Consider the following 17,908-nt stretch of genomic DNA (forward strand, 5'->3'; position numbering starts at 1 on the left):
AGGTTTCCGATGACAGCCGTCTTCGCCCTGGCCACCAGCCTCCTGTGGGGACTGGCCGACTTCGGCGGCGGGCTGCTCACCAAGCGCATCCCGGCCCTCACCGTGGTCGTCGTCTCGCAGATCCTCGCCACGGGCGTGCTCGGCGCGATCGTCGTCGCGACCGCCGCGTGGCACGAGGCCGGGCCGCAGTTGTGGTTCGCCGCCGCGGCGGGCGTCGTGGGCCCGGTGGCGATGCTGTGCTTCTACCGCGCCCTGGCGCTCGGCCCGATGGGCGTCGTCTCACCGCTCGGGTCGCTGGGTGTCGCGGTCCCCGTCGGGGTCGGGCTCATGATCGGCGAGCGGCCGGGGCTGCTGCAGGTCGCCGGAATCCTGGTGGCCGTGGCGGGTGTGGTGCTGGCGGGGGGTCCGCAGCTCCGGGGCGCGCCGGTGCAGCGCCAGGCCATCCTGCTGACGCTGGTCGCCGCCTTCGGGTTCGGCTCCGTCATGGCACTGATCGCGGAGGCCTCGACCACCGTCACAGGCCTCTTCCTCGCGCTCTTCGTGCAGCGGGTGACCAATGTGGTGGTCGGTGGCACGGCGTTGTACGCATCCGTGCGGCGCGGGGGCAGGGCTCTGCCGGAGGACGGCGGCTGGCAGGCGATACGCACCTCGCTGCCCGCGCTCGGATTCGTCGGGCTCGCGGATGTCGCGGCCAACGGCACCTATGCCATGGCGGCCGGCTATGGTCCGGTCACCGTCGCCGCCGTGCTCGCCTCCCTCTACCCCGTGATCACCGCAGTGGCGGCGCGCGGCTTCCTCAAAGAGCGGCTGCGGATGGTGCAGGCAGCGGGTGCGGGGCTGGCCCTTTTCGGCACTTTGCTTCTGGCGGCGGGCTGAGCGAAGCCGGGGGCGCCGGCGTCGGGACACTCGCCGAGGTGGGTGGGCGGCCGGTGCGTCGCCGGACGGTGGGCACGCCGGGTCGGGTCAGCCGGGGCGGGTCGGGTCAGCCGGGGCGGGTCGGGTCAGCCGGGCCAGCCAGGCCGGGGTCGCGTGGTGGACCGGGACCCCGCACACCCTCGTGCGGTCACAACTGCCGTACGGCGTACACCGCCAGGGCGATGCCCTGGATCACCACGGCGATCGCCAGCAGGATGCGCAGGTTCCGGTTGCTCATCGCCCGCATCTCCTCGCCCGGCCCCGCAGCCTCAGCGGTCGGCCGACAGATCCAGTGTGCCCGGGTCCGCGGGCAGCCCGTCCAACTCGGTCAGCGCGATGAGCTGCTCCGGCGTGATGCCTTCGGGGATCGGCACGGGCGGCGGGGTGCGCAGTGGGGGCTGCCAGCCCGACTCGGGGTCCCAGCGGCGGACGACGCGGGCGGGTGCCCCTGCGACAACGGCGCGGGCGGGCACATCACCGCGGACCACCGCACCGGCCGCGACGACCACATTGCGGCCGAGACGGGCACCGGGGAGTATCACCGCTCCCGCGCCGAGCCAGCTTCCGGACCCGATCTCGACGGGGGCGGTGCGCGGCCACTGCCGGCCCACCGGCTGATCGGGATCGTCGTAGCTGTGGTTGTCGCTGGTGACATAGACGTACGGGCCGCAGAACACGTCATCGCCGAAGACGACGGCCCGGGAAGCCACGACATGGCTGCCGCGACCGAGGACGACTCCGTTGCCCAGTCGCAGCACCGGATCCGGACCGAGATCGACCCCCGGCATCATCCCGGCGGTCAGCGTGACCTGCTCGCCGATGATGCAGTGATCTCCGAGATGGATCCACGGCTCGCCGAAGAGCGTCCCCTGCGGGAAGGCGAGCCGGGTCCCGTTGCCTATCCGGCCGAAGCGGTGGCGTCCCGGACGCTCGGCCGTCACCGCTCCCGCGTTCTGCATCCAGCGCCAGCCGCGGTGCACCGCACGCGTGACCACGCGTCGGCGCCAGGCGGCAAGCGATGAGAACGTGTTCCGGTTCTTCGGCACCCGCTCACGGTACTCAGCCACGCGTCGGGCGGCGTACGCGCTGTGCTGTGATCTTCGCCCCATCCGGGGCGCGCGGTGCACAGGCCCAGGCGTTCGGGACGCCGGGCTCAAGGACGCGGTCCCCCGCCGGGCTCAAGGGCCCGGGTCACCCGCCCGGCAGGACTCGGTGGCGCCGTTGCCCGCCGCGCTCTCCGACGCGGGGCCGGGGTCGGCCAGGGGGGCGCCCACCTGTCGCGCGCCGGCCGGCGGTGTCAGGACTGCGGGATGTCAGGACTGCGGGAGCAGGGATCCCAGGGGGCCCAGGTCCAGATTCAGATCCTCGAGCGTCAAGTCGTACCGGTCGCAGAGCGCCGACATCCGGTCCTGAAGCGTCATCAGCGTCATACCGATGCGCTCTTCCTGCTCATCCGTCAGATCGCCCTGGTCCACACGGTGCAGAGCCGTCCGCTCCATCAACTGCCGGAGCAGTTCCACGATGGTGAGCACCAGCTTGAGGAGGTCCCGCTCGACGGTGTCGGGATCGGTCTTCAGCCGCTGCGCCACACCGCCCCCACCGCGGTCGTCGGGACCGGCGGGCAGCAGGTCGAACGCCCGGGCAGCGGCAGTGGCGACCTCATCGAGCCGGGCGATACCAGTGCCCTCGGTCGCGCCTGTCAGCTCAGAGGTGTCCATCACGATCTTGTCCCTTCGTCGTTCCGCTCGCGGTCCAACGGCACCTGTCGCACGCCCCGTTCGCCATCCCGGCGGCATCGCATCCGTGGGCCGCCGAGCAGGGCGCCGCCGGGCAGCTCCTCCTTGCCGGACTGCCGCCGTCACCAACGGTCACCGCGGTCACCATGGCGCCGGGCCGTCCTCGGTGACCGAACGGATCACCGCCCGCAGATTGATATGGACGAGATCCACATCCGCCACGGACAGCACCAGGTCCCCGGTCAGCACGGCCCCGCCATTGAGGAGCCGGTCCAGCAGGTCGATGAGGGCCACCTGCGGACCGGCCGGGTCGCGCTCGAACCCGGAGCCCGCCTCGATCCCGGAACCCGCGGGGAAGGTGAGGTCAGCGGACATGTCCATCCCCTGCCCCGCCACCGTCCACCGGAGTGGCGAACGAGTACGGCGCCCACGGTCCGGTCACATCGACGCGCGCCCCGGACAAGGTCCTGCCTTCCTCCGCGACCGCCGCCCGGAACTCCTCGCTGCGCTCCAGCGGCACCAAGTACGCGTCATTGGCGATGTTCTCGCCCGCTCCCTCGGCGAGTGCCCCCTGCTGGGGACGGTGCGCCACCCGGCCCGCCGCGAACGACGCAGCGACGGCGGCGACGCGGTTCGCCGCTTCTCCCGCGGCGCGGTACGCGTCCTTCCGGCTGCTGCGTTGCGCCCGGCGCCGCTGGAGGTAGGCGCGGCCGGGGCTCACCCGGCTCTCCGCTTCGGAGCCGTTCGTGGGCGCGGAGGCCGGTGCGGCCGTCTCCGTCCGCGGCTCGACCGGTTCCGCGTACACCTTGACGCCCCACTCGACATGCCCCTCCAGCCGTTCCAGTGTGGCGGCGAAGGCGTCCCTCGACTCCTGGAGCATCCCGGCCACCCGCGCGTCGTCGCGGTAGACCGTGGCCAGGCGCAGTGGGAGGACCGCCGTGCGCTCCACGAGCGCGCCGACGACAGCGTGATGGGAGCGCGCGATCGCCTCCAGCCGGCTCAGGTCCTCCAACTGGGCCTTGAGACCGGCCTCGTCGAATTCGACCGCCGGGACGCTGCACACCACGGCCGTCAGACCGTCCGCGCCGACCGTCCGCATCGCGGCGCCGCCGTGCCCGGTCAGCCGGGACGCCGCGTCCTCCAGCTCCGGAACGGTTCGGCCGACCGCGTAGACATAGCTGAGAAGGTCCGGGCCGGCGGCGGGTACGTTGCTGCTCATCGCGCGTCAGCTCCCCTGCTGCGGTTCCGCGGCCTGGAGCCGAGCGATCTCCGCACGCAGCCGCTCGTTCTCCTCGGCGAGCGAGGCGCCGTTCCCGGCTCCGCTCTCCACCTGGGGCTTGGCCCCGCCCTCCACCTTGCGCTGCCCGGTGCGGGCCCGGGAGGAGAGGGACGGGTCGTGCTCCCACCAGTCGATCCCCATCTCCTTCGCCTTGTCGACGGAGGCGACCAGGAGCCGCAGCTTGATGGTGAGCAGTTCGATGTCGAGCAGATTGATCTGGATGTCACCGGCGATGACGACACCCTTGTCGAGTACCCGCTCGAGAATGTCGGCGAGGTTGGCCGACGAGCCTCCCCCGCCGTAGGGGGCAGCCGCGCCCCGGGCGGGGGACGGCCCCATACGGCCGGCCAGAGAATCGGACGCCATGAGAGGTCAGCCTCCTTTCGTGCTCGGGTTCATCGGCGGGCCGCGGCGGTACGGCGGCGGCGGCGCGGCGGCTCGGGGTCGGCCTCGGGTTCTTCGTCCTCGTCCGCCTCGGCCTCCTCGTGCGCGTCGTCCTCGTACGCGTCCTCGGATTCCGGTTCGTCCTCGAACTCCTCGTCATCGGCGTCGGCGTCGGCATCGGCATCGTCCGCCTCGTCCGCCTCGTCCGCCTCGTCCTCGTACGGCTCCTCGTACGCGTCCTGCTCGACCCGCTCGTCGTCGGAGGGTTCGTCGTCCTCCGGCTCGTCGTCCTCGTGGGAACCTTCCGGCGAGTCCTCGTCGAGGTCGTCGTCCTCGGTGAACTCCTCGCCGTCCTCGTCCTCTTGGGTGTGTTCGTCGTCCGCCTGCCCGTCCGGCTCGTCCTCGGTCTCCTCGGCGCGCTCCTCGTCCTCGACCGCTGTCTCGTGGTCGACGACGACCTCGCCGTCGCGGATCTCGCCGCGCCAGCCGTCGGTGGCCTCGCCGCGCATCATGATGAACTTGCGGTAGAGCTTGAGGTCCAGCCGGGCCCGCCGCCCCTGGGCGCGCCAGATGTTGCCGGTCTTCTCGAAGAGTCCCTTGGGGAAGTACTCCAGCACGAGCAGCACGCGGGTGAGGGAGTCCCCGAGGGGATGGAAGGTGACGACCCCCTTGACGGTGCCCTTGGCCCCCTCGGTGGTCCACACGATCTTCTCGTCGGGGACCTGCTCGGTGACGTTCGCCTGCCAACTCCGCGTCGACTTGGCGACCTTCACCTTCCAGTTGCTGGTGGTGTCGTCGGACGCCTCGACGCTGACGACTCCCTTGGCGAAGGTGGAGAACTCCTGGAACTGGGTCCACTGGTCGTACGCCTCGCGCACCGGCACGCCGACGTCGATGTCCTCGACGATGACGACGCTCTTGGACTTGCCTCCGCCGCTCTTGCCGCGGCCCTTGCCGAACAGCCCCTTGACCTTCTCCTTCAGGGCGTCCTTCACATGGGAGGTGCCGACCTTCAGCGCCGCCTGGGCCGGAGACTTGCCCTCCGCGAGGGCCTGCCCGCCCTTGGCGAGGCCGCCTACGAGGGAGCCCGGCCCCTGGGTGGGGTCACCGGCCTTCCGGATGGTGTCGCCGAGTTTGTGGCCGAGTCCGGCGACCGCGTGCTCGGCGCGGGCCTGCAGATAGCCGCGCAGCTCTTCCTTGAGCCGGTCGGTCGCGGGGCTCTTCACGATTTCGTCCCGCATCTTGCCGAGGGTGTCACTCATTGCGGCTCCCACGGGACTTGGCCGCCTTCTTGGCTGTGCCCGAGGCGGTCTTGCGGGCACCGCTCGCCGCCTTGCGGGTTCCGCCGGAGGCGGTCTTTCCCGCGGTGGAGGTTGCGGTGCTCTTACGGGGCCGGGGGGCTGCCGCCGCCTTGCGGCGCGGCGTGGACTCCCGCTCTCGGCGCGGCTCTTCGTCGTGTTCGGCGCGCCGCGTCTTCTTGCGCGCGGCGCCGCGGTCGTCCTCGTGCCCGGCGTCCTCGTGCTCGGCGTCATCGTCGTCGTACGCAGAGTCGTCGTCCGCCGCGTCGTCGTCCGCCGCGTTCCCGCCGCCGACGTCGCGCAGACTCAGCGTCCGCTGGTGCAGCGACTCGGCCAGGCTGTTCGCGCGGCTGGTCAGCGCCGTGGTGGCGGCCGACTTCGTGGCGTCGAGAAGTTGCTGCCGCGCCTGGCTGCTCAGACCGCTGAGCGCGGGTGAGTTGGCGAGCAGCTTGCCGAGCTGCTGCGGATCCAGGCTGAGCTTCTTCCCGGCCAGGAACATGCCCAGGCCGATGGCGAGTTTCGCTTTCTTCGTACGCCCGAGGAGGTAACCCCCCACGAGCGCAACGGCTATCTTTCCGTTGGTCATCATGTTTCTCATCTCTCCTTCTCCGGCCCTGGTTCGGGGGGGTGGTGGCCGGAGTGGTCAGGAACGGGCGTCCAGCTCTCGACTTCGTGCCTCGAGCCACTCCAGGTGGTCGAGCAACTCGTCCTCACGCCGGTCGAATTCGGCTTCGTCGATGCGGCCTTCCGCCAGCTCCTGCACCAGTTCCCGCAGTTCCCGCTGCACAGGGGCCGGATCGTAGTACTCGCGCTCCGCCGCGAGGATCACCTGGTCCATCACCCATCCGGCGCCGCGTACGGGCGCGAACGGGAAAGTCAGGATCTGCGTGATGAGTCCCATGGCCCCGGCCTCCGGTCAGACGAAGCTGTACGGAGGCAGCGGCCCGTGCAGCGTGAGGTCGTAGGCGGAACCCCGGCGCTGGGCCTCGTCGGCCACTGCCTGGGAGAACTCACCGGCGCGCTTGCGCTGCACCAGGAAGGACACATTGAGGAAGTGTTCGCGGGTCGGCTCACCGGCGGTGTAGGTGACGGCGGCCGGCGCCGCCGCGTCCACGACCTCCAGTGCGGCGCTGTCGTTGCGCCGCTCGACCTCCTGCGAGATCAGCTCGCCGAGGGCGACCTTGTCGTCGTGCGCGTCCGGGTGCTGCCGGGTGCGCTCGTTGAGCGCCTGGATCTCCTCGGACTCACCGACGATCTCGCGCAGCAGTTCGTCCTCGTCACGGGCGACCTTCAGGTTGTACTCGACGCAGCCGTCGAGCTGCTGGAGACGTTCGGCGTAGCCGGCGGCGTTCTCCTCCAGCGCCTCGGCCACGGCCTCCTCGTCGGGGGCCACGAGGCCGAAGCGCATGGGGAGGACGGCACCGTCTTCGAGCAGGCGTTCCTGGACCGCCTGGTGGGCGACCAGGTCACGCCGCTTGGCCCGCAGCTCCTCGGGCGCTTCGCTCACCACGGCCCGGTGCGAGCCGGAGCCCAGCGTCCTGACCTCGCCTCCCGACTCGCCCACGCCGTTGAGTCCGTCGAGGCGCAGCGGGTGGTCGGCCGCGGTGATCGCGTAGATGTAGACGGCCATGGCTTATGCGTCCTCTTCCTTGCGACGGGGGGTGCGGCGGCTGCTGGAGGACTTGGTGGTGCGGCGCGCCGGGCGCTCCTCTTCCTCGGAGTCCTTGCCGCCCTGGAGCGAATCGGTGATCGCCTCGACGGCACCGGTCAGTGCTCCTTTCGACTTGCCCTTGGCGCCGCTCTCGGTGAGCTGGCCGGTCAGGTCGGTGAGCTGGCTCGGGGCCTTGCGTCCGGATTCGAGGTCGAGTCGGTTGCACGCCTCGGCGAAGCGGAGGTAGGTGTCGACGCTGGCGACGACCACCCGTACATCGATCTTGAGGATCTCGATGCCGACGAGGGAGACCCGGACGAACGCGTCGATGACGAGGCCTCGGTCCAGGATGAGTTCCAGGACGTCGTAGAGGCCCGATGTGCCGCCGCCGCTGCCGGTCGTCGCCGGGGTGGAGCGGGATTGCTGCATGACGGTCACGGTTCTTCCTTTCGTTGTGGGCTTGTCCTGCCGCACTGAACGGGTTGTCCGTGTGGTGGATGTCTGTCTTGTCGCGGTCTGTCTGCCTAGCCGCGTCGGCTCTCGCGGTCGAGTTGGCCCCGCGCGTACCGTCGTACGCGCTCGTATCCCAGAAGCTCGCCGCCGGGGTCGAGCAGAACATGGTAGGTGGCCATGACACTCGTGGTTTCGGGGATGCGCTCGATTTCCACGACCTCGACGTCCACGGCCCAGCCGTCGTCGTTGGGCTTCAGGGCCGATATCGAGTCGGGCACCATCCCGAGGAGCTCGGAGAGCTGTTGCGCGGCTTTCCGCATCGCGACAGCAGCCGAGGCACGTTCACCCTCTTTTCTTTCGCTGCTCTTCCGCTCGGCGGTAGGCATAAGGACCTTCCTTCACGTCGGCCGGAATACGGCCTTGCGGTCTTCTCTGTTGGAGTCCGCCTGCCCGCCACCGCTGCGCGTATGCGTTCGAGTCCATAATCCTCGGAACGCAAGGTCACAGTCGCTGCGCGCGGACCGGCGTAGGCTCAACCATCCGGCGTGCCAAGGGCGTTGGCGGCGCCGGCCTTGAACCGGGAATGCGCGGAACATACACCGGGAATGGCCTTCCGAGTGCGCTCGTCCGTGTCATGGGTTTCACCAGAAATCAATGCGCCAGGGCTGGCGCACGGAAATATCGCTCTCCGAGCACCAGCCCCGGCCGATGACGATACGCAGTTCTACCAGCGGTACCAACGGCCCCTGCGACCACCGGCCGCAGTGGGCCGGACCACAAATCCGAGCAGCCATACCACAAGCACGATGACCGCAATCCACCACAGGGCCTTGAGCGCGAATCCTGCCCCGAAGAGGAGCAGGGCCAGTAGAAGAACGAGAAGAAGCGGGACCATGTGTATCAACCTCCGGCACTCCGAGTGCCCTGCGATGAGTTACCCATGCATACGATCAAGAAATTGTTCCTCCGGGTAATGCGGGCATGATCCGGGTGCGGAATACCAACGCTCAGCCACGGCGGCGTGATTGATGGTGACCTGCGTCACATCTGTGACGCTCCTCACCGAGACCGCTCACCGGCTCGGTCCGAAGTCCCGGGCAGGCAAGGGCCCCAGGTCACGTCAGAGGTCCCGGGCGGACAGAGAACAGGCGCGGCCCGGCATCGCGAGTCGGGCAAACGGCGGTCAGCGCCGGCTGAGCTTCGCCAGCTCGGCGTTGAACTGAGCGCCGGTCAGGAGCGCCAGATGGGACACCCAGAGCCACACCAGGAACACGACCATCCCCGCGAGAGCTCCGTAGAGGCGGCTGTAGGTGTCGACGTGCGTGGCGTAGAGGGCGAATCCCGCCGAGCAGACGAGCCACAGCACGACGGCGAGTGCGCCGCCCACGGCGCGCCGTCGTACGCCGCGCGTCTCGGCCGGCCCCGTGCGGAACAGCACCAGGACCAGAACTGCCGCCAACCCCACCAAAAGCGGCCATTTCACTACATTCCATGCCGCACCTCCGGCGCCTTCCACGCCGGCGGACCGGCCGAGCACACCGACAACCTCGTCCGTCAGCATCAGCACCATCGCGCTGGAGATGAGCAGCGCCAGCAGGACGACCGCGGTGATCACGACGCGTGGTGCGGTCTTCCACACCGGACGCCGGTCCTCGACCCCGTGCATGGAGTGCAGGGCGCGCCGGAAGACGGCGAGATAGCTGCAGGCGGACCAGAGGGCGCCGATCGCGCCGAAGGTGATCAGCAGCCAGAGGGCGGAACCGCGGTCCGCCATCCCTTCCAGGGTCTGTTCGATGACGTCCCGCGATACGGCGGGGACGACGGCCCCGACTTGGTCGATGAGGCCGTGGACCGCCTTCGCGTCCGCGGCACCGATCAGGGACACCGTGACGAGCAGTGCCGGAAAGATCGCCAGCATCGCGTAATAGGTGAGAGCGGCGGCCCAGTCGGTCACGTCGTCGTGCCAGACGGACGCCGGGGTCCGGCGCAGTGCTGTCAGGCAGTCCGCCGCAGCGGGAAGGCCGGATCGGCCGTTGGCAGGGGCGGCGGCCGGGGACGTCGGTGTCACGTCGGATTTGTCTCCGCCGGACTCCGGTCCCGCGGCCGCCCCCGGGCCGGCGTTCGAGGTCCGCATGTGGGCTCCCTTACGGACCATGCCGTGCTGTCTCGAAGCGAACTGCGTTCGCGGGTTGGTTCACAACCGAGGCGCGGGTCGGTTCAGGACCCGGGCGCGGGTCGGTTCACAACCAGCGCGCAGGGTCGGTTCAGGACCCCAGACGCCCGCCGGTCAGTCGCGCGAGCGTGCTGCGACGGCGCTTGGCCCGCTGCCGTACGAGGACCGAGGTGGCGCCGACGAGTGCGACGCCGGCGCCCCCGGCGGCGGCGATGGCCTTGCGGGCCCTGATCAGTTTCCAGGCCGTACCGGCCGTCGCCCCGGCCTTCTTGGGCGCCGATGCCAGCGTGTGGCCGGCGGCGGTGGCCTTGGTGCTCGCGGTGACCGCGGTGCGCCTGACCGTGGTTCCGGCGGCGCTCACGGCCGCCGAGGTCTTGCGCGCCGCCTGGGTCTTGGCCTCACCCGCCCGCGTGACGGCCTTCCGGGACGTGCTCTCCGTCCCCGCCTTGGCATCCTTGGCCGTGTCCTCGGCGGTGTCGCGCGCCTTGTCCGCGGCAGCCTTCGCCTTCGCGGTCGACGCCTTCGCGGTCGACTTCCGGGCCGCGGCGCTCGTCGAGGTCTTGCGGGACCCGGCGGTCGCCGAGGTCTTGCGGGCAGTGCCGTTCGCTGTCGTCTTCTTCTCAGTCATGGTGTCCGCCTTGCCGCTCGGGTCGGCAACAAACACGGACGGTTCCGGCACCGGGGAACGGAGTGAGCGCGCCACCGCCCTCCCGCGGCCTCAACCCGCCGTCGTGTCCCCGCCGATGGCGTCACGGTGTGCCGCGGCCAGGTCCACGTACGCGGTCGCGTTGAACGTGACGCCCTCGCGCTCCTCGTCGGTGAGTTGGCGCTTCACCTTGGCGGGCACTCCGGCGACGAGCGAGCCCGGCGGCACGTGCATGCCCTGGGGTACGAGCGCCTGGGCGGCAACCAGCGAACCCGCTCCGATGACGGCCCCGTTGAGCACCGTCGCCCCCATGCCGATGAGCACGTCGTCCTCGACGGTGCAGCCGTGCAGGACGGCGTTGTGCCCGACGGAGACGCGCGCACCGATGGTGGCCGGGAAACCGGGGTCGACATGCACCGTGCAGTTGTCCTGAATGTTGCTGTCGGCACCGAGGGTGATGGTGTCGCCGTCCGCGCGCAGGACTGCGTGGTACCAGACGCTGGCCCCGGCTCCCATGGTCACGTCACCGATGACGACGGACGTGGGCGCGACGTACGCCGACGGGTCGATCTTCGGTTCCTTGCCGCCCATGCCCGCGATCAGTGCCTCGTGCGTCATCGCCCGTCCTCGCCTCGTTCCACTCTGTCTCGTCAGGGGGCACGGTAGACCGGCGAAGGGCGGCCCGGAGCGCGGGTAGACGAAGATCACAGCACAGGCCGCGCGGCCCGGCAGGAGTCGGGCGGCGGACCTGCTGCCCGATGGTTCGCCCGATCGTCCGACGGTGACTCTCCCTGCTCCATGGGGAGCAGGGAGATCTGTCGGCTGCGGAGTGGCACGGCTGGGCCCGCAACAACCGAGGAACGTGGGCCGCGGCGGGCGCGGCGGGCGTGGGAAGAACCGCCGTACGGTCATCAACGGCATTCTCCTGGCGGCATCCTTCACGGGCGGGCGATCACCTGGGGCGGCTGCCCTTGCGCATCAGCAGATGGCCCCGGCGGTACCGTTCCTCCTCGTACGGCTCACGCAGCATCCGGCCGACTTCGGCGAACCCGGCTTCGCCGGCCAGCCCCGCGAGGTCGTCGATCGGCCACCGGTAGGCCGTCGCCACTTTGTGGTCGAACGCCGTGGCCGGCTCCCCCTCCGACTCGAAGAAGGCGAGCAAGAGGTGGCCGTCAGGCGCGAGGATCCGCCCGAACTCGGCGAAGTACGTGGGCATGTCCTGCGGTGGGGCATGAATGACCGAGTACCAGGACACGATGCCGCTCAGCTCGCCGTCGGCCAGGTCCAGGGCGTCCATGGAACCGACCTCGAACCGCAGGTCCGGGTACGCCTCGCGGGCAAGATCGATCATCACCGGCGACAGGTCGATGCCGAAGACTTCCAGACCGAGGTTTCGGAGGTGCGCTGTCACACGTCCAGGGCCGCATCCCAGCTCGACGACGGGACCGGCATCAGTGGTCCGCGCAAGCTCGGCGAATGTGGCAAGCACCGCATGATCCAGCGAACGAGCCTCAAGGTCATTGCGGGCCAATCCGGCATAACGGACGGCCATGGCATCGTAGGCATCCGCAGTCGCACGGAGGTGTGAGGACGGTTCGGTCACAGACGACGGTTCAGTCACAGGCGGGGACACTAGACCGTCCCCCGTCGCGCTGACGACCGACCCATCGGACATGTCCTGGCCGGGGGGGTGGCGGCCCGCACCGGCCGGAGTGGGCCCGCCCGGCGCGAGGCCGGAAGGGGTGGGCGGCCGGCCTCAGTCCGCGGCGCGGGCGGGCTCCTTGCCGGAGACATCGCCCTCGATCCCCTCGCGCTCGAACTGCGCCGCCGCCTTCTTCGCCCGGTTCTTCATGACCAGGAAGGAGCCGACACCGAAGAGCAGCGCCACGCCGAACCCGACCCAGGAGAACCGCTTCAGCCACGCCTCGGCGACCACGCCGACGGAGTAGATCACCGCGGTCGTACCGCCCGCCCAGACGATGCCGCCGAGCACATTGGCGATGAGGAACTTCCAGTACGGCATGCGCAGCACGCCCGCGAGCGGTCCGGCGAAGATCCGCAACAGGGCGACGAAGCGGCCGAAGAAGACCGCCCACATGCCCCACCGCTCGAAGGACCGCTCGGCGGAGGCGATGTGATGCGGGCCGAAGTGCTTGGGGAACTTCCCGCCGAGCCACGTCAGCAGGGGCTTGCCGCCCTTGCGGCCGATCGCGTAGCCGATGGAGTCGCCGACGATCGCGCCCGTGGTGGCGCAGGCGCCCAGGATCACGGGGTCGATCTCACCGTGCTGGGAGGCGAGCAGCGCGGAGCTGACGAGGATGATCTCGCCGGGCAGGGGGATGCCGAGGCTTTCGAGGCCGATGACGACGCCGACGAGCACGTAGATGCTCAGTGCCGGCACGGTCTCGAGCCATTCCTGGACGTGCAAGCCGGATCCTCCCCGTTGCCTCGAACAGCTGCCCGGCGAGCAGCGCACGGACGGTCGCCGGGCAGCCTACTTGATGACGGGAGACTCCCGCGTGAGCCGTACGCCGGCCCGCGCAGGGATCGGTCGACATGTCAGGCGGGGAGGCAACCCTCCCGCCGGGTGGTCGCTGTTCACCGGACCTGCCGGGGTGAACAGGCGATGAGGGCGGCGATCATGCGGGTTGTACCGATCCGGCGCCCCGGCCGGCCCCGGACGACGGACGCGCCGGGGACCGCCGACATACCGGGACGAGGGGCGCGACAGGATGTGGGACGTGCTTCGGATCACACGCCTGAGGACCACATGCCCGAGCGGATCACCCGGGGAAACAGGTCACGCGTTGGGGCGCAGGGTCCACACCACGGTCATCTCGCCGGTCACGGCGCCGTCCTCGCGCGTGATCTCGATGCCCACCGGAAACTCGGGGCGCCGGCCCGCGTCGAGCTCGGCGACGACATCGGCGACCGGCCGGCCGAGGGTGGCAGTGGCGGTGACCGGCCCCATGGCCAGCTTCTTGTACCCGATCTCGGCCCGTACGGCGAGGGGCACGGCCCGCGTGAGCTGTTCGCCGAAGGCGGCGAGCACGATGGCGCCGCTGGCCGACTCGGCAAGCGTGAACATCGCGCCGGCGTGGGGTCCGCCGACGTGGTTGTGGAAATCGGTCTGGTCGGGCAGCCGCAGAACGGCACGCTCCGCCGTGGTCTCGAGGAACTCGAGGTTCAGGGTGCGGGCCATCGGAACGGTGGCCGTGAGCATCTCGCCGATCGACGGCAGGGTCTCGGACATGCGGGCAACGTTACCAGCGAGTAGCAAAGCTGTGGAGGGGGCCACGGCAGGGGATTCGCGGCCTTCCTCTTGTTACGGGCCATGGGGCTCATCCGGTCCCATGGCATGGGGCTCATCCGGTCCCATGGCATGGGGGTCACCCGGCTGCTCCGCATGGCGCCCTCCCGCACCCGCTCCGCCCGAAGCAGGCGGACACGAAACCGAGTTGCCATCGGGGCCGCGCGCGAGCAACAGTCCTGCCGTGAGCTCACCCACTCCCCCGTCCCGACGCCCCGCCTGGGCCGGACGGAACTACACCCTGCTGACGGCCGCCGCCGTGATCACCGGCATCGGGCACTCCGGGGCCATGATCGCGGCGGCATTCGCGGTGCTGCAGAGCGGGGGCGACGGCACCGACGTCGGGCTCGTGGCCGCCGCCCGTACGGTTCCCCTGGTCGCCTTCCTGCTGGTCGGCGGCGCGGTCGCGGACCGGCTGCCGCGGCACCGTGTCATGGTCACCGCCAACGCGGCCACCTGTGTCTCGCAGGGCGCGTTCGCCGTACTCGTTCTCTCCGGCGACCCTCAGCTGTGGCAGATGGCACTGCTGTCGGCGCTCGGCGGCACCGGGCAGGCGTTCTTCGCGCCGGCGGCGGAGGGCATGGTGCTCTCCAGCGTCTCCGGCGAACAGGCGGGCCGGGCCTTCGCCTTCTTCCGGATGGGCATGAACGGCTCCAACATCGGCGGAGCGGCGCTCGGCGGAGCGCTCGTCGCCACCGTCGGACCGGGCTGGGTGCTGGCCATCGACGCGGTCGCCTTCGCCCTCGCGGGCGGACTGCGCGCCTTTCTCGACGTCAGCCACATCCCTGAACGGCAGCAGGGCGGCGGGCTGCTGCACGACCTCCGGGACGGCTGGCGGGAAGTCATAGGGCGGCCCTGGCTGTGGAGCATCGTGGGCCAGTTCGCGGTGATCAATGCGGTGATCGCCGCCGCAGAAGCGGTCTACGGCCCGCTGGTCGCCCGCGACCACCTGGGCGGCGCCGGTCCGTGGGGCCTGGCGCTCGCGGCGTTCGGCGCGGGCACGGTCTGCGGGGCGCTGCTGATGACCCGCTGGAAGCCGGATCGCATCCTGCTCGCCGGCACCCTGGGCGTCTTCCCGCTCGCCCTGCCGTCGGCCGCACTCGCCGTACCGCTTCCCGCCCCCGCGCTGACGGGCGTGATGCTCGTCGCCGGTGTCGCGGTCGAGGTGTTCGCGGTGACCTGGATGATGGCCCTGCACCAGGAGATCCCCGAGGACAAGCTGTCGCGGGTCTCCTCGTACGACTGGTTCGGCTCGGTCGCCATGGTCCCGGTCGCGACGGCTCTGGCGGGCCCCGCGGCGGACGCGTTCGGTCGTACGGCCGCGCTCTGGGGATGCTCGGTGCTGGTGGTCCTGCTCACGGCGGCCGTGCTGACGGTTCCTGACGTACGGAACCTGCGGCGGCGCCCGGACACCGGGTCCGAGCCGGCCCGCGCGAAGGACGGCCCGGCCGGAGCGACGGAGCCGTGTGCGGCCCCGGCCGACCGCTGAGGTGGGACGGGCAGATGGTGTGGCGGCGCCGTCAGCCGATGCTGAACGCGCCGTCCGGCGGCTCCGGTGAGGGGACCGCGTCGGCGTCGTGGACCGGGCGGGCTCGCGCCCGGAGACGGGCCAGTGCGGGGCCGTGCTCCACGCGCGCGGGGAAGGCGTCCGCGGCCGTCCGGCGGGCAAGCTCCGGCACCGGCAGTTCGGCGTCCGAGGCGACCAGTACGGCGTTGCCGAAGCGCCGACCCCGCAGGACGGCCGGTTCGGCGATAAGGGCCAGATGCCCGAACACCTCGGCCAGGGTGGCGAGTTGGGATCCCAGGAAAGCGAAGGGGGCGGCATCGGCGAGGTTCGCCACGTAGACACCGCCCGGGCGGAGGACGCGGGCGGCGCGCCGGGCGTACTCGACCGAGGTGAGGTGGGCGGGCACGCGAGAGCCGCCGAAGACATCGGCGACGAGGACGTCCGCCTGATGCGGCCGGGCGTTCTCCAGCCACGTCCGGGCGTCCTCGTCGCGGAGCTCGATCCCGCTCTCCGGCGGCAACGGAAGGACGTCGGCGACGAGTTCGAGCAGGGCATGGTCGGCCTCGATGACCGTCTGCCGTGCGCCGGGGCGGGCGGCCGCCACGTAGCGGGGCAGGGTGAGAGCGCCTCCGCCGAGGTGGACGACGTCGGCTGGGCGTTCTGCGTCGGGCGCGCTGTCGAGCACGGTGTCCAGCACATGGGCGATGCGCCGTACGTACTCGAACTCCAGATGCGACGCGTCGTCCAGATCGACGTACGACTGGGGCGCTTCGTCGACCGTGAGCAGCCAGGCCCGCGGCCGGTCGACATCGGGCATCAGCTTGGCGGTCCCGGAGTCCACGGCCCGCGTCACGGGAATCGGCACGTCCACGACTCCATTGTCACCGGGGAGCGTGGGGCGGTGGGGTGGGGGCCGGGTGGGATGGCCTCGACCGCCGTACGGGCCGTGCCTGCCCGGACCTCTCATACCTGCCCGGACGCCTCGTGTCTGCCCGCATTCCCGACATGCCGTGCGCCTCATGCACGTCGCACGCCCCGGGGCAGGCGTAGGCCTCGGGCACGCCGTACGTTCCGGGCACGCGGCGGTGCCGACGGTCCTGGTCCGGGAGCGAACACCCCGGGCCGGATGCGTGCCGAGTCCCGTGTCGTTCAGCGGCGGAACTCCGACGCGGGAATCGGGGTGGCGCTCTCCTCGGGGCTCCTGTCCGGTCGGCGTGCGCACACGGCTCTCGAACTCCCCTTTCCTCTCCACCCTTTGGCCTCGACGTCCGTCAGGTCGCGGCCGTACGGATCAGCCGGTCCACACCGCCGCCACGGCCTCCGCGTGCCCGGCCGCTCGGGCGCGGCCCGCGCGAGCGGCGGGTGCCCGGCGCGCGGGGTCGAGTGGGTTGCGGCCGATGGCGTCACGGGCGGCGCGGTCCGGGGTGAGCAGCACGACGCGCGCCCCGGCGGCCGTGAGCTTCGCCGCCTGGGCCCGGGCGCTCGGAATGGGGCCACCGCCCTGAGCCATGGGCGCGAGGATCACCACACGTTCGTGCTCCGCGGCGAGGTCGACGTTGGCGGAGGACCGCACGCCTCCGTCGATCCAGCGGTTGCCGTCGATGGTGACCGGCGGCCACACTCCGGGGACGGCGCAACTGGCGGCCACCGCATCGACCATCCCCACGCCGCTGGAGCGGTCGAAGGCCGCGAACTCCCCCGTGGCCGCGTTCACCGCCGTGATCACCAAGCAGCGATCGGGCCAGTCGTGCGAGACGAGCCGCTGCTCGATGACGGCTCGCCGCTCGGCCTCCGCCGGCGTCTTCGCGGCCAGGGCGAGGCGGCCCATACGGGCGCCGAACGCCGCGGTGTCGCGCGACCGAAGGACGCTGAGGGCATAGCGGGCGATCGTCGTGGGCCCCATGCGGGCCGCGATCTCGCCCGTGGGGTCGGCGAGTTGACGCGCGTACAACTCGTCGAGCGTGAGACGGCCGGAGGTCAGCTGGGCGCCGACGATGGAGCCTGCGGAGGTCCCGATCACCGCGTCCGCCGTGCTCAGATCCACTCCGGACACGGCGAGTCCGGCGAGCATGCCGATCTCCCAGCCGACTCCGGTGAGGCCACCACCGCCGAGCACCAGCGCCGTCGTCGCCACGTGTCGTACCTCCCTCTCGCGGCCGCTTCCGACCCTGCTTTCTCGGCAAACCCCGCCGAGCCCTGCCGCCCTGCCCTTGCGCCCGCGCAGCATGGCACCGGCGCCCGCAATCCGGTAGGCCGCGCCGCCTCCGCCTCCGCCTCCACCTCCACATCCGCCATCGACACGCGCCACCTCCGCATCCGCATCCGCCATCGAGCAGTACGGGCGCGGCAGTTGACACCCCTGGCGCCCGCGGAGCAGCGCGCAGCGGCAGGCATCCTCCGGCGCGGCTCCGCACGCCACCACGAGCCGCCAGGGCAGGCGGCAATAAAGCGGCAACCCGATGACAAGCCGGAAGAAGCTGGGCGTGGACAACCCGGGCTACACTCCGATTCCACACCATCCAGGCTCTTTTCCTCTACGTTTCCGCATGCATCGGA

Annotated in this window: 22 protein-coding genes; 2 read left to right on the plus strand and 20 right to left on the minus strand. The window is 71.0% G+C overall.

The window, feature by feature from the left end; translation table 11 throughout:
* Positions 1-9: 9 nt before the first annotated feature.
* Positions 10-876 carry an EamA family transporter gene (locus ACGFNH_RS28385; protein ID WP_393658497.1) on the plus strand — a complete coding sequence of 289 codons (867 nt, stop codon included), beginning with the start codon at positions 10-12 and terminating at the stop codon, positions 874-876.
* A 308-nt stretch (positions 877-1,184) separates the two neighbouring features.
* On the opposite strand, the gene ACGFNH_RS28390 is transcribed toward ACGFNH_RS28385, so the two are convergent.
* From ACGFNH_RS28390 to ACGFNH_RS28475, 18 genes are all read right to left on the minus strand, one after another.
* Positions 1,185-1,961 carry an acyltransferase gene (locus ACGFNH_RS28390; RefSeq protein ID WP_393658499.1) on the minus strand — a complete coding sequence of 259 codons (777 nt, stop codon included), beginning with the start codon at positions 1,959-1,961 and terminating at the stop codon, positions 1,185-1,187.
* Positions 1,962-2,228: 267 nt separating this feature from the next.
* Positions 2,229-2,633 (minus strand): gas vesicle protein K, encoded by a 405-nt coding sequence (locus tag ACGFNH_RS28395; protein ID WP_393658860.1) that lies wholly within the window; start codon positions 2,631-2,633, stop codon positions 2,229-2,231.
* Between the two features lie 159 nt (positions 2,634-2,792).
* Entirely contained in the window at positions 2,793-3,026 is a 234-nt protein-coding gene (locus ACGFNH_RS28400) for a gas vesicle protein (RefSeq protein WP_393658501.1), read from the minus strand.
* Positions 3,016-3,870, minus strand: coding sequence for a GvpL/GvpF family gas vesicle protein (locus ACGFNH_RS28405; protein ID WP_393658503.1), 855 nt, complete (start codon positions 3,868-3,870; stop codon positions 3,016-3,018). The genes ACGFNH_RS28400 and ACGFNH_RS28405 overlap by 11 nt, the downstream gene beginning before the upstream one ends.
* Before the next feature lie 6 nt (positions 3,871-3,876).
* Positions 3,877-4,296, minus strand: coding sequence for a gas vesicle protein (locus tag ACGFNH_RS28410; RefSeq protein ID WP_393658505.1), 420 nt, complete (start codon positions 4,294-4,296; stop codon positions 3,877-3,879).
* Positions 4,297-4,325: 29 nt separating this feature from the next.
* The gene (locus ACGFNH_RS28415) at positions 4,326-5,576 is read right to left on the minus strand and encodes an SRPBCC family protein (RefSeq protein ID WP_393658507.1); all 1,251 of its coding nucleotides are present in this window, start codon (positions 5,574-5,576) and stop codon (positions 4,326-4,328) included.
* Positions 5,569-6,201 (minus strand): hypothetical protein, encoded by a 633-nt coding sequence (locus ACGFNH_RS28420; RefSeq protein WP_393658509.1) that lies wholly within the window; start codon positions 6,199-6,201, stop codon positions 5,569-5,571. Before ACGFNH_RS28420 ends, ACGFNH_RS28415 begins: the two co-directional genes overlap by 8 nt.
* A 54-nt stretch (positions 6,202-6,255) precedes the next feature.
* Positions 6,256-6,513, minus strand: coding sequence for a gas vesicle protein GvpG (locus ACGFNH_RS28425; protein WP_393658511.1), 258 nt, complete (start codon positions 6,511-6,513; stop codon positions 6,256-6,258).
* Positions 6,514-6,528: 15 nt separating this feature from the next.
* Complete coding sequence (locus ACGFNH_RS28430) at positions 6,529-7,242, minus strand: GvpL/GvpF family gas vesicle protein (RefSeq protein ID WP_393658513.1); 714 nt, start codon at positions 7,240-7,242, stop codon at positions 6,529-6,531.
* Between the two features lie 3 nt (positions 7,243-7,245).
* The gene (locus ACGFNH_RS28435) at positions 7,246-7,701 is read right to left on the minus strand and encodes a gas vesicle structural protein GvpA (protein ID WP_393658515.1); all 456 of its coding nucleotides are present in this window, start codon (positions 7,699-7,701) and stop codon (positions 7,246-7,248) included.
* Between the two features lie 86 nt (positions 7,702-7,787).
* The gene (locus tag ACGFNH_RS28440; protein WP_393658517.1) at positions 7,788-8,102 is read right to left on the minus strand and encodes a gas vesicle protein; all 315 of its coding nucleotides are present in this window, start codon (positions 8,100-8,102) and stop codon (positions 7,788-7,790) included.
* A 338-nt stretch (positions 8,103-8,440) separates the two neighbouring features.
* Positions 8,441-8,611 carry a hydrophobic protein gene (locus tag ACGFNH_RS28445; RefSeq protein WP_393658519.1) on the minus strand — a complete coding sequence of 57 codons (171 nt, stop codon included), beginning with the start codon at positions 8,609-8,611 and terminating at the stop codon, positions 8,441-8,443.
* Between the two features lie 288 nt (positions 8,612-8,899).
* The gene (locus ACGFNH_RS28450) at positions 8,900-9,850 is read right to left on the minus strand and encodes a YihY/virulence factor BrkB family protein (RefSeq protein ID WP_393658521.1); all 951 of its coding nucleotides are present in this window, start codon (positions 9,848-9,850) and stop codon (positions 8,900-8,902) included.
* 130 nt (positions 9,851-9,980) lie between these two features.
* Positions 9,981-10,517 carry a hypothetical protein gene (locus ACGFNH_RS28455; RefSeq protein WP_393658523.1) on the minus strand — a complete coding sequence of 179 codons (537 nt, stop codon included), beginning with the start codon at positions 10,515-10,517 and terminating at the stop codon, positions 9,981-9,983.
* A 90-nt stretch (positions 10,518-10,607) separates the two neighbouring features.
* Positions 10,608-11,153 (minus strand): gamma carbonic anhydrase family protein, encoded by a 546-nt coding sequence (locus tag ACGFNH_RS28460; protein ID WP_393658525.1) that lies wholly within the window; start codon positions 11,151-11,153, stop codon positions 10,608-10,610.
* 334 nt (positions 11,154-11,487) lie between these two features.
* On the minus strand, positions 11,488-12,138 hold the full coding sequence (locus ACGFNH_RS28465) for a class I SAM-dependent DNA methyltransferase (protein WP_393658527.1): 651 nt from the start codon (positions 12,136-12,138) through the stop codon (positions 11,488-11,490).
* 153 nt (positions 12,139-12,291) lie between these two features.
* Complete coding sequence (locus ACGFNH_RS28470; RefSeq protein ID WP_393658529.1) at positions 12,292-12,963, minus strand: DedA family protein; 672 nt, start codon at positions 12,961-12,963, stop codon at positions 12,292-12,294.
* A 372-nt stretch (positions 12,964-13,335) separates the two neighbouring features.
* Positions 13,336-13,788 carry a DUF4442 domain-containing protein gene (locus ACGFNH_RS28475; protein ID WP_393658531.1) on the minus strand — a complete coding sequence of 151 codons (453 nt, stop codon included), beginning with the start codon at positions 13,786-13,788 and terminating at the stop codon, positions 13,336-13,338.
* A gap of 241 nt (positions 13,789-14,029) precedes the next feature.
* Here ACGFNH_RS28475 and ACGFNH_RS28480 point away from each other — a divergent pair, with 241 nt between their 5' ends.
* The gene (locus tag ACGFNH_RS28480) at positions 14,030-15,334 is read left to right on the plus strand and encodes an MFS transporter (RefSeq protein WP_393658533.1); all 1,305 of its coding nucleotides are present in this window, start codon (positions 14,030-14,032) and stop codon (positions 15,332-15,334) included.
* A gap of 31 nt (positions 15,335-15,365) precedes the next feature.
* On the opposite strand, the gene ACGFNH_RS28485 is transcribed toward ACGFNH_RS28480, so the two are convergent.
* Both ACGFNH_RS28485 and ACGFNH_RS28490 read right to left on the minus strand, forming a co-directional pair.
* Entirely contained in the window at positions 15,366-16,223 is an 858-nt protein-coding gene (locus ACGFNH_RS28485) for a spermidine synthase (RefSeq protein ID WP_393658534.1), read from the minus strand.
* Between the two features lie 420 nt (positions 16,224-16,643).
* Positions 16,644-17,486 (minus strand): patatin-like phospholipase family protein, encoded by an 843-nt coding sequence (locus tag ACGFNH_RS28490; RefSeq protein ID WP_393658536.1) that lies wholly within the window; start codon positions 17,484-17,486, stop codon positions 16,644-16,646.
* Positions 17,487-17,908: the final 422 nt, after the last annotated feature.

Origin of the sequence: Streptomyces sp. NPDC048639 (assembly GCF_043199075.1) — a bacterium.
In the GTDB taxonomy this organism is placed as follows: Bacteria; Actinomycetota; Actinomycetes; order Streptomycetales; family Streptomycetaceae; genus Streptomyces.

What these genes read in the sequence shown, in the direction of transcription:
- ACGFNH_RS28385 (WP_393658497.1), top strand. Translation starts at nt 10, where the DNA reads ATGACAGCCGTCTTCGCCCTGGCCACCAGCCTCCTGTGGGGACTGGCC.
- ACGFNH_RS28455 (WP_393658523.1), bottom strand. Translation starts at nt 10,517, where the DNA reads ATGACTGAGAAGAAGACGACAGCGAACGGCACTGCCCGCAAGACCTCG.
- ACGFNH_RS28410 (WP_393658505.1), bottom strand. Translation starts at nt 4,296, where the DNA reads ATGGCGTCCGATTCTCTGGCCGGCCGTATGGGGCCGTCCCCCGCCCGG.
- ACGFNH_RS28430 (WP_393658513.1), bottom strand. Translation starts at nt 7,242, where the DNA reads ATGGCCGTCTACATCTACGCGATCACCGCGGCCGACCACCCGCTGCGC.
- ACGFNH_RS28475 (WP_393658531.1), bottom strand. Translation starts at nt 13,788, where the DNA reads ATGTCCGAGACCCTGCCGTCGATCGGCGAGATGCTCACGGCCACCGTT.
- ACGFNH_RS28425 (WP_393658511.1), bottom strand. Translation starts at nt 6,513, where the DNA reads ATGGGACTCATCACGCAGATCCTGACTTTCCCGTTCGCGCCCGTACGC.
- ACGFNH_RS28395 (WP_393658860.1), bottom strand. Translation starts at nt 2,633, where the DNA reads ATGGACACCTCTGAGCTGACAGGCGCGACCGAGGGCACTGGTATCGCC.
- ACGFNH_RS28415 (WP_393658507.1), bottom strand. Translation starts at nt 5,576, where the DNA reads ATGAGTGACACCCTCGGCAAGATGCGGGACGAAATCGTGAAGAGCCCC.
- ACGFNH_RS28405 (WP_393658503.1), bottom strand. Translation starts at nt 3,870, where the DNA reads ATGAGCAGCAACGTACCCGCCGCCGGCCCGGACCTTCTCAGCTATGTC.
- ACGFNH_RS28450 (WP_393658521.1), bottom strand. Translation starts at nt 9,850, where the DNA reads ATGCGGACCTCGAACGCCGGCCCGGGGGCGGCCGCGGGACCGGAGTCC.
- ACGFNH_RS28445 (WP_393658519.1), bottom strand. Translation starts at nt 8,611, where the DNA reads ATGGTCCCGCTTCTTCTCGTTCTTCTACTGGCCCTGCTCCTCTTCGGG.
- ACGFNH_RS28400 (WP_393658501.1), bottom strand. Translation starts at nt 3,026, where the DNA reads ATGTCCGCTGACCTCACCTTCCCCGCGGGTTCCGGGATCGAGGCGGGC.
- ACGFNH_RS28460 (WP_393658525.1), bottom strand. Translation starts at nt 11,153, where the DNA reads ATGACGCACGAGGCACTGATCGCGGGCATGGGCGGCAAGGAACCGAAG.
- ACGFNH_RS28440 (WP_393658517.1), bottom strand. Translation starts at nt 8,102, where the DNA reads ATGCCTACCGCCGAGCGGAAGAGCAGCGAAAGAAAAGAGGGTGAACGT.
- ACGFNH_RS28420 (WP_393658509.1), bottom strand. Translation starts at nt 6,201, where the DNA reads ATGATGACCAACGGAAAGATAGCCGTTGCGCTCGTGGGGGGTTACCTC.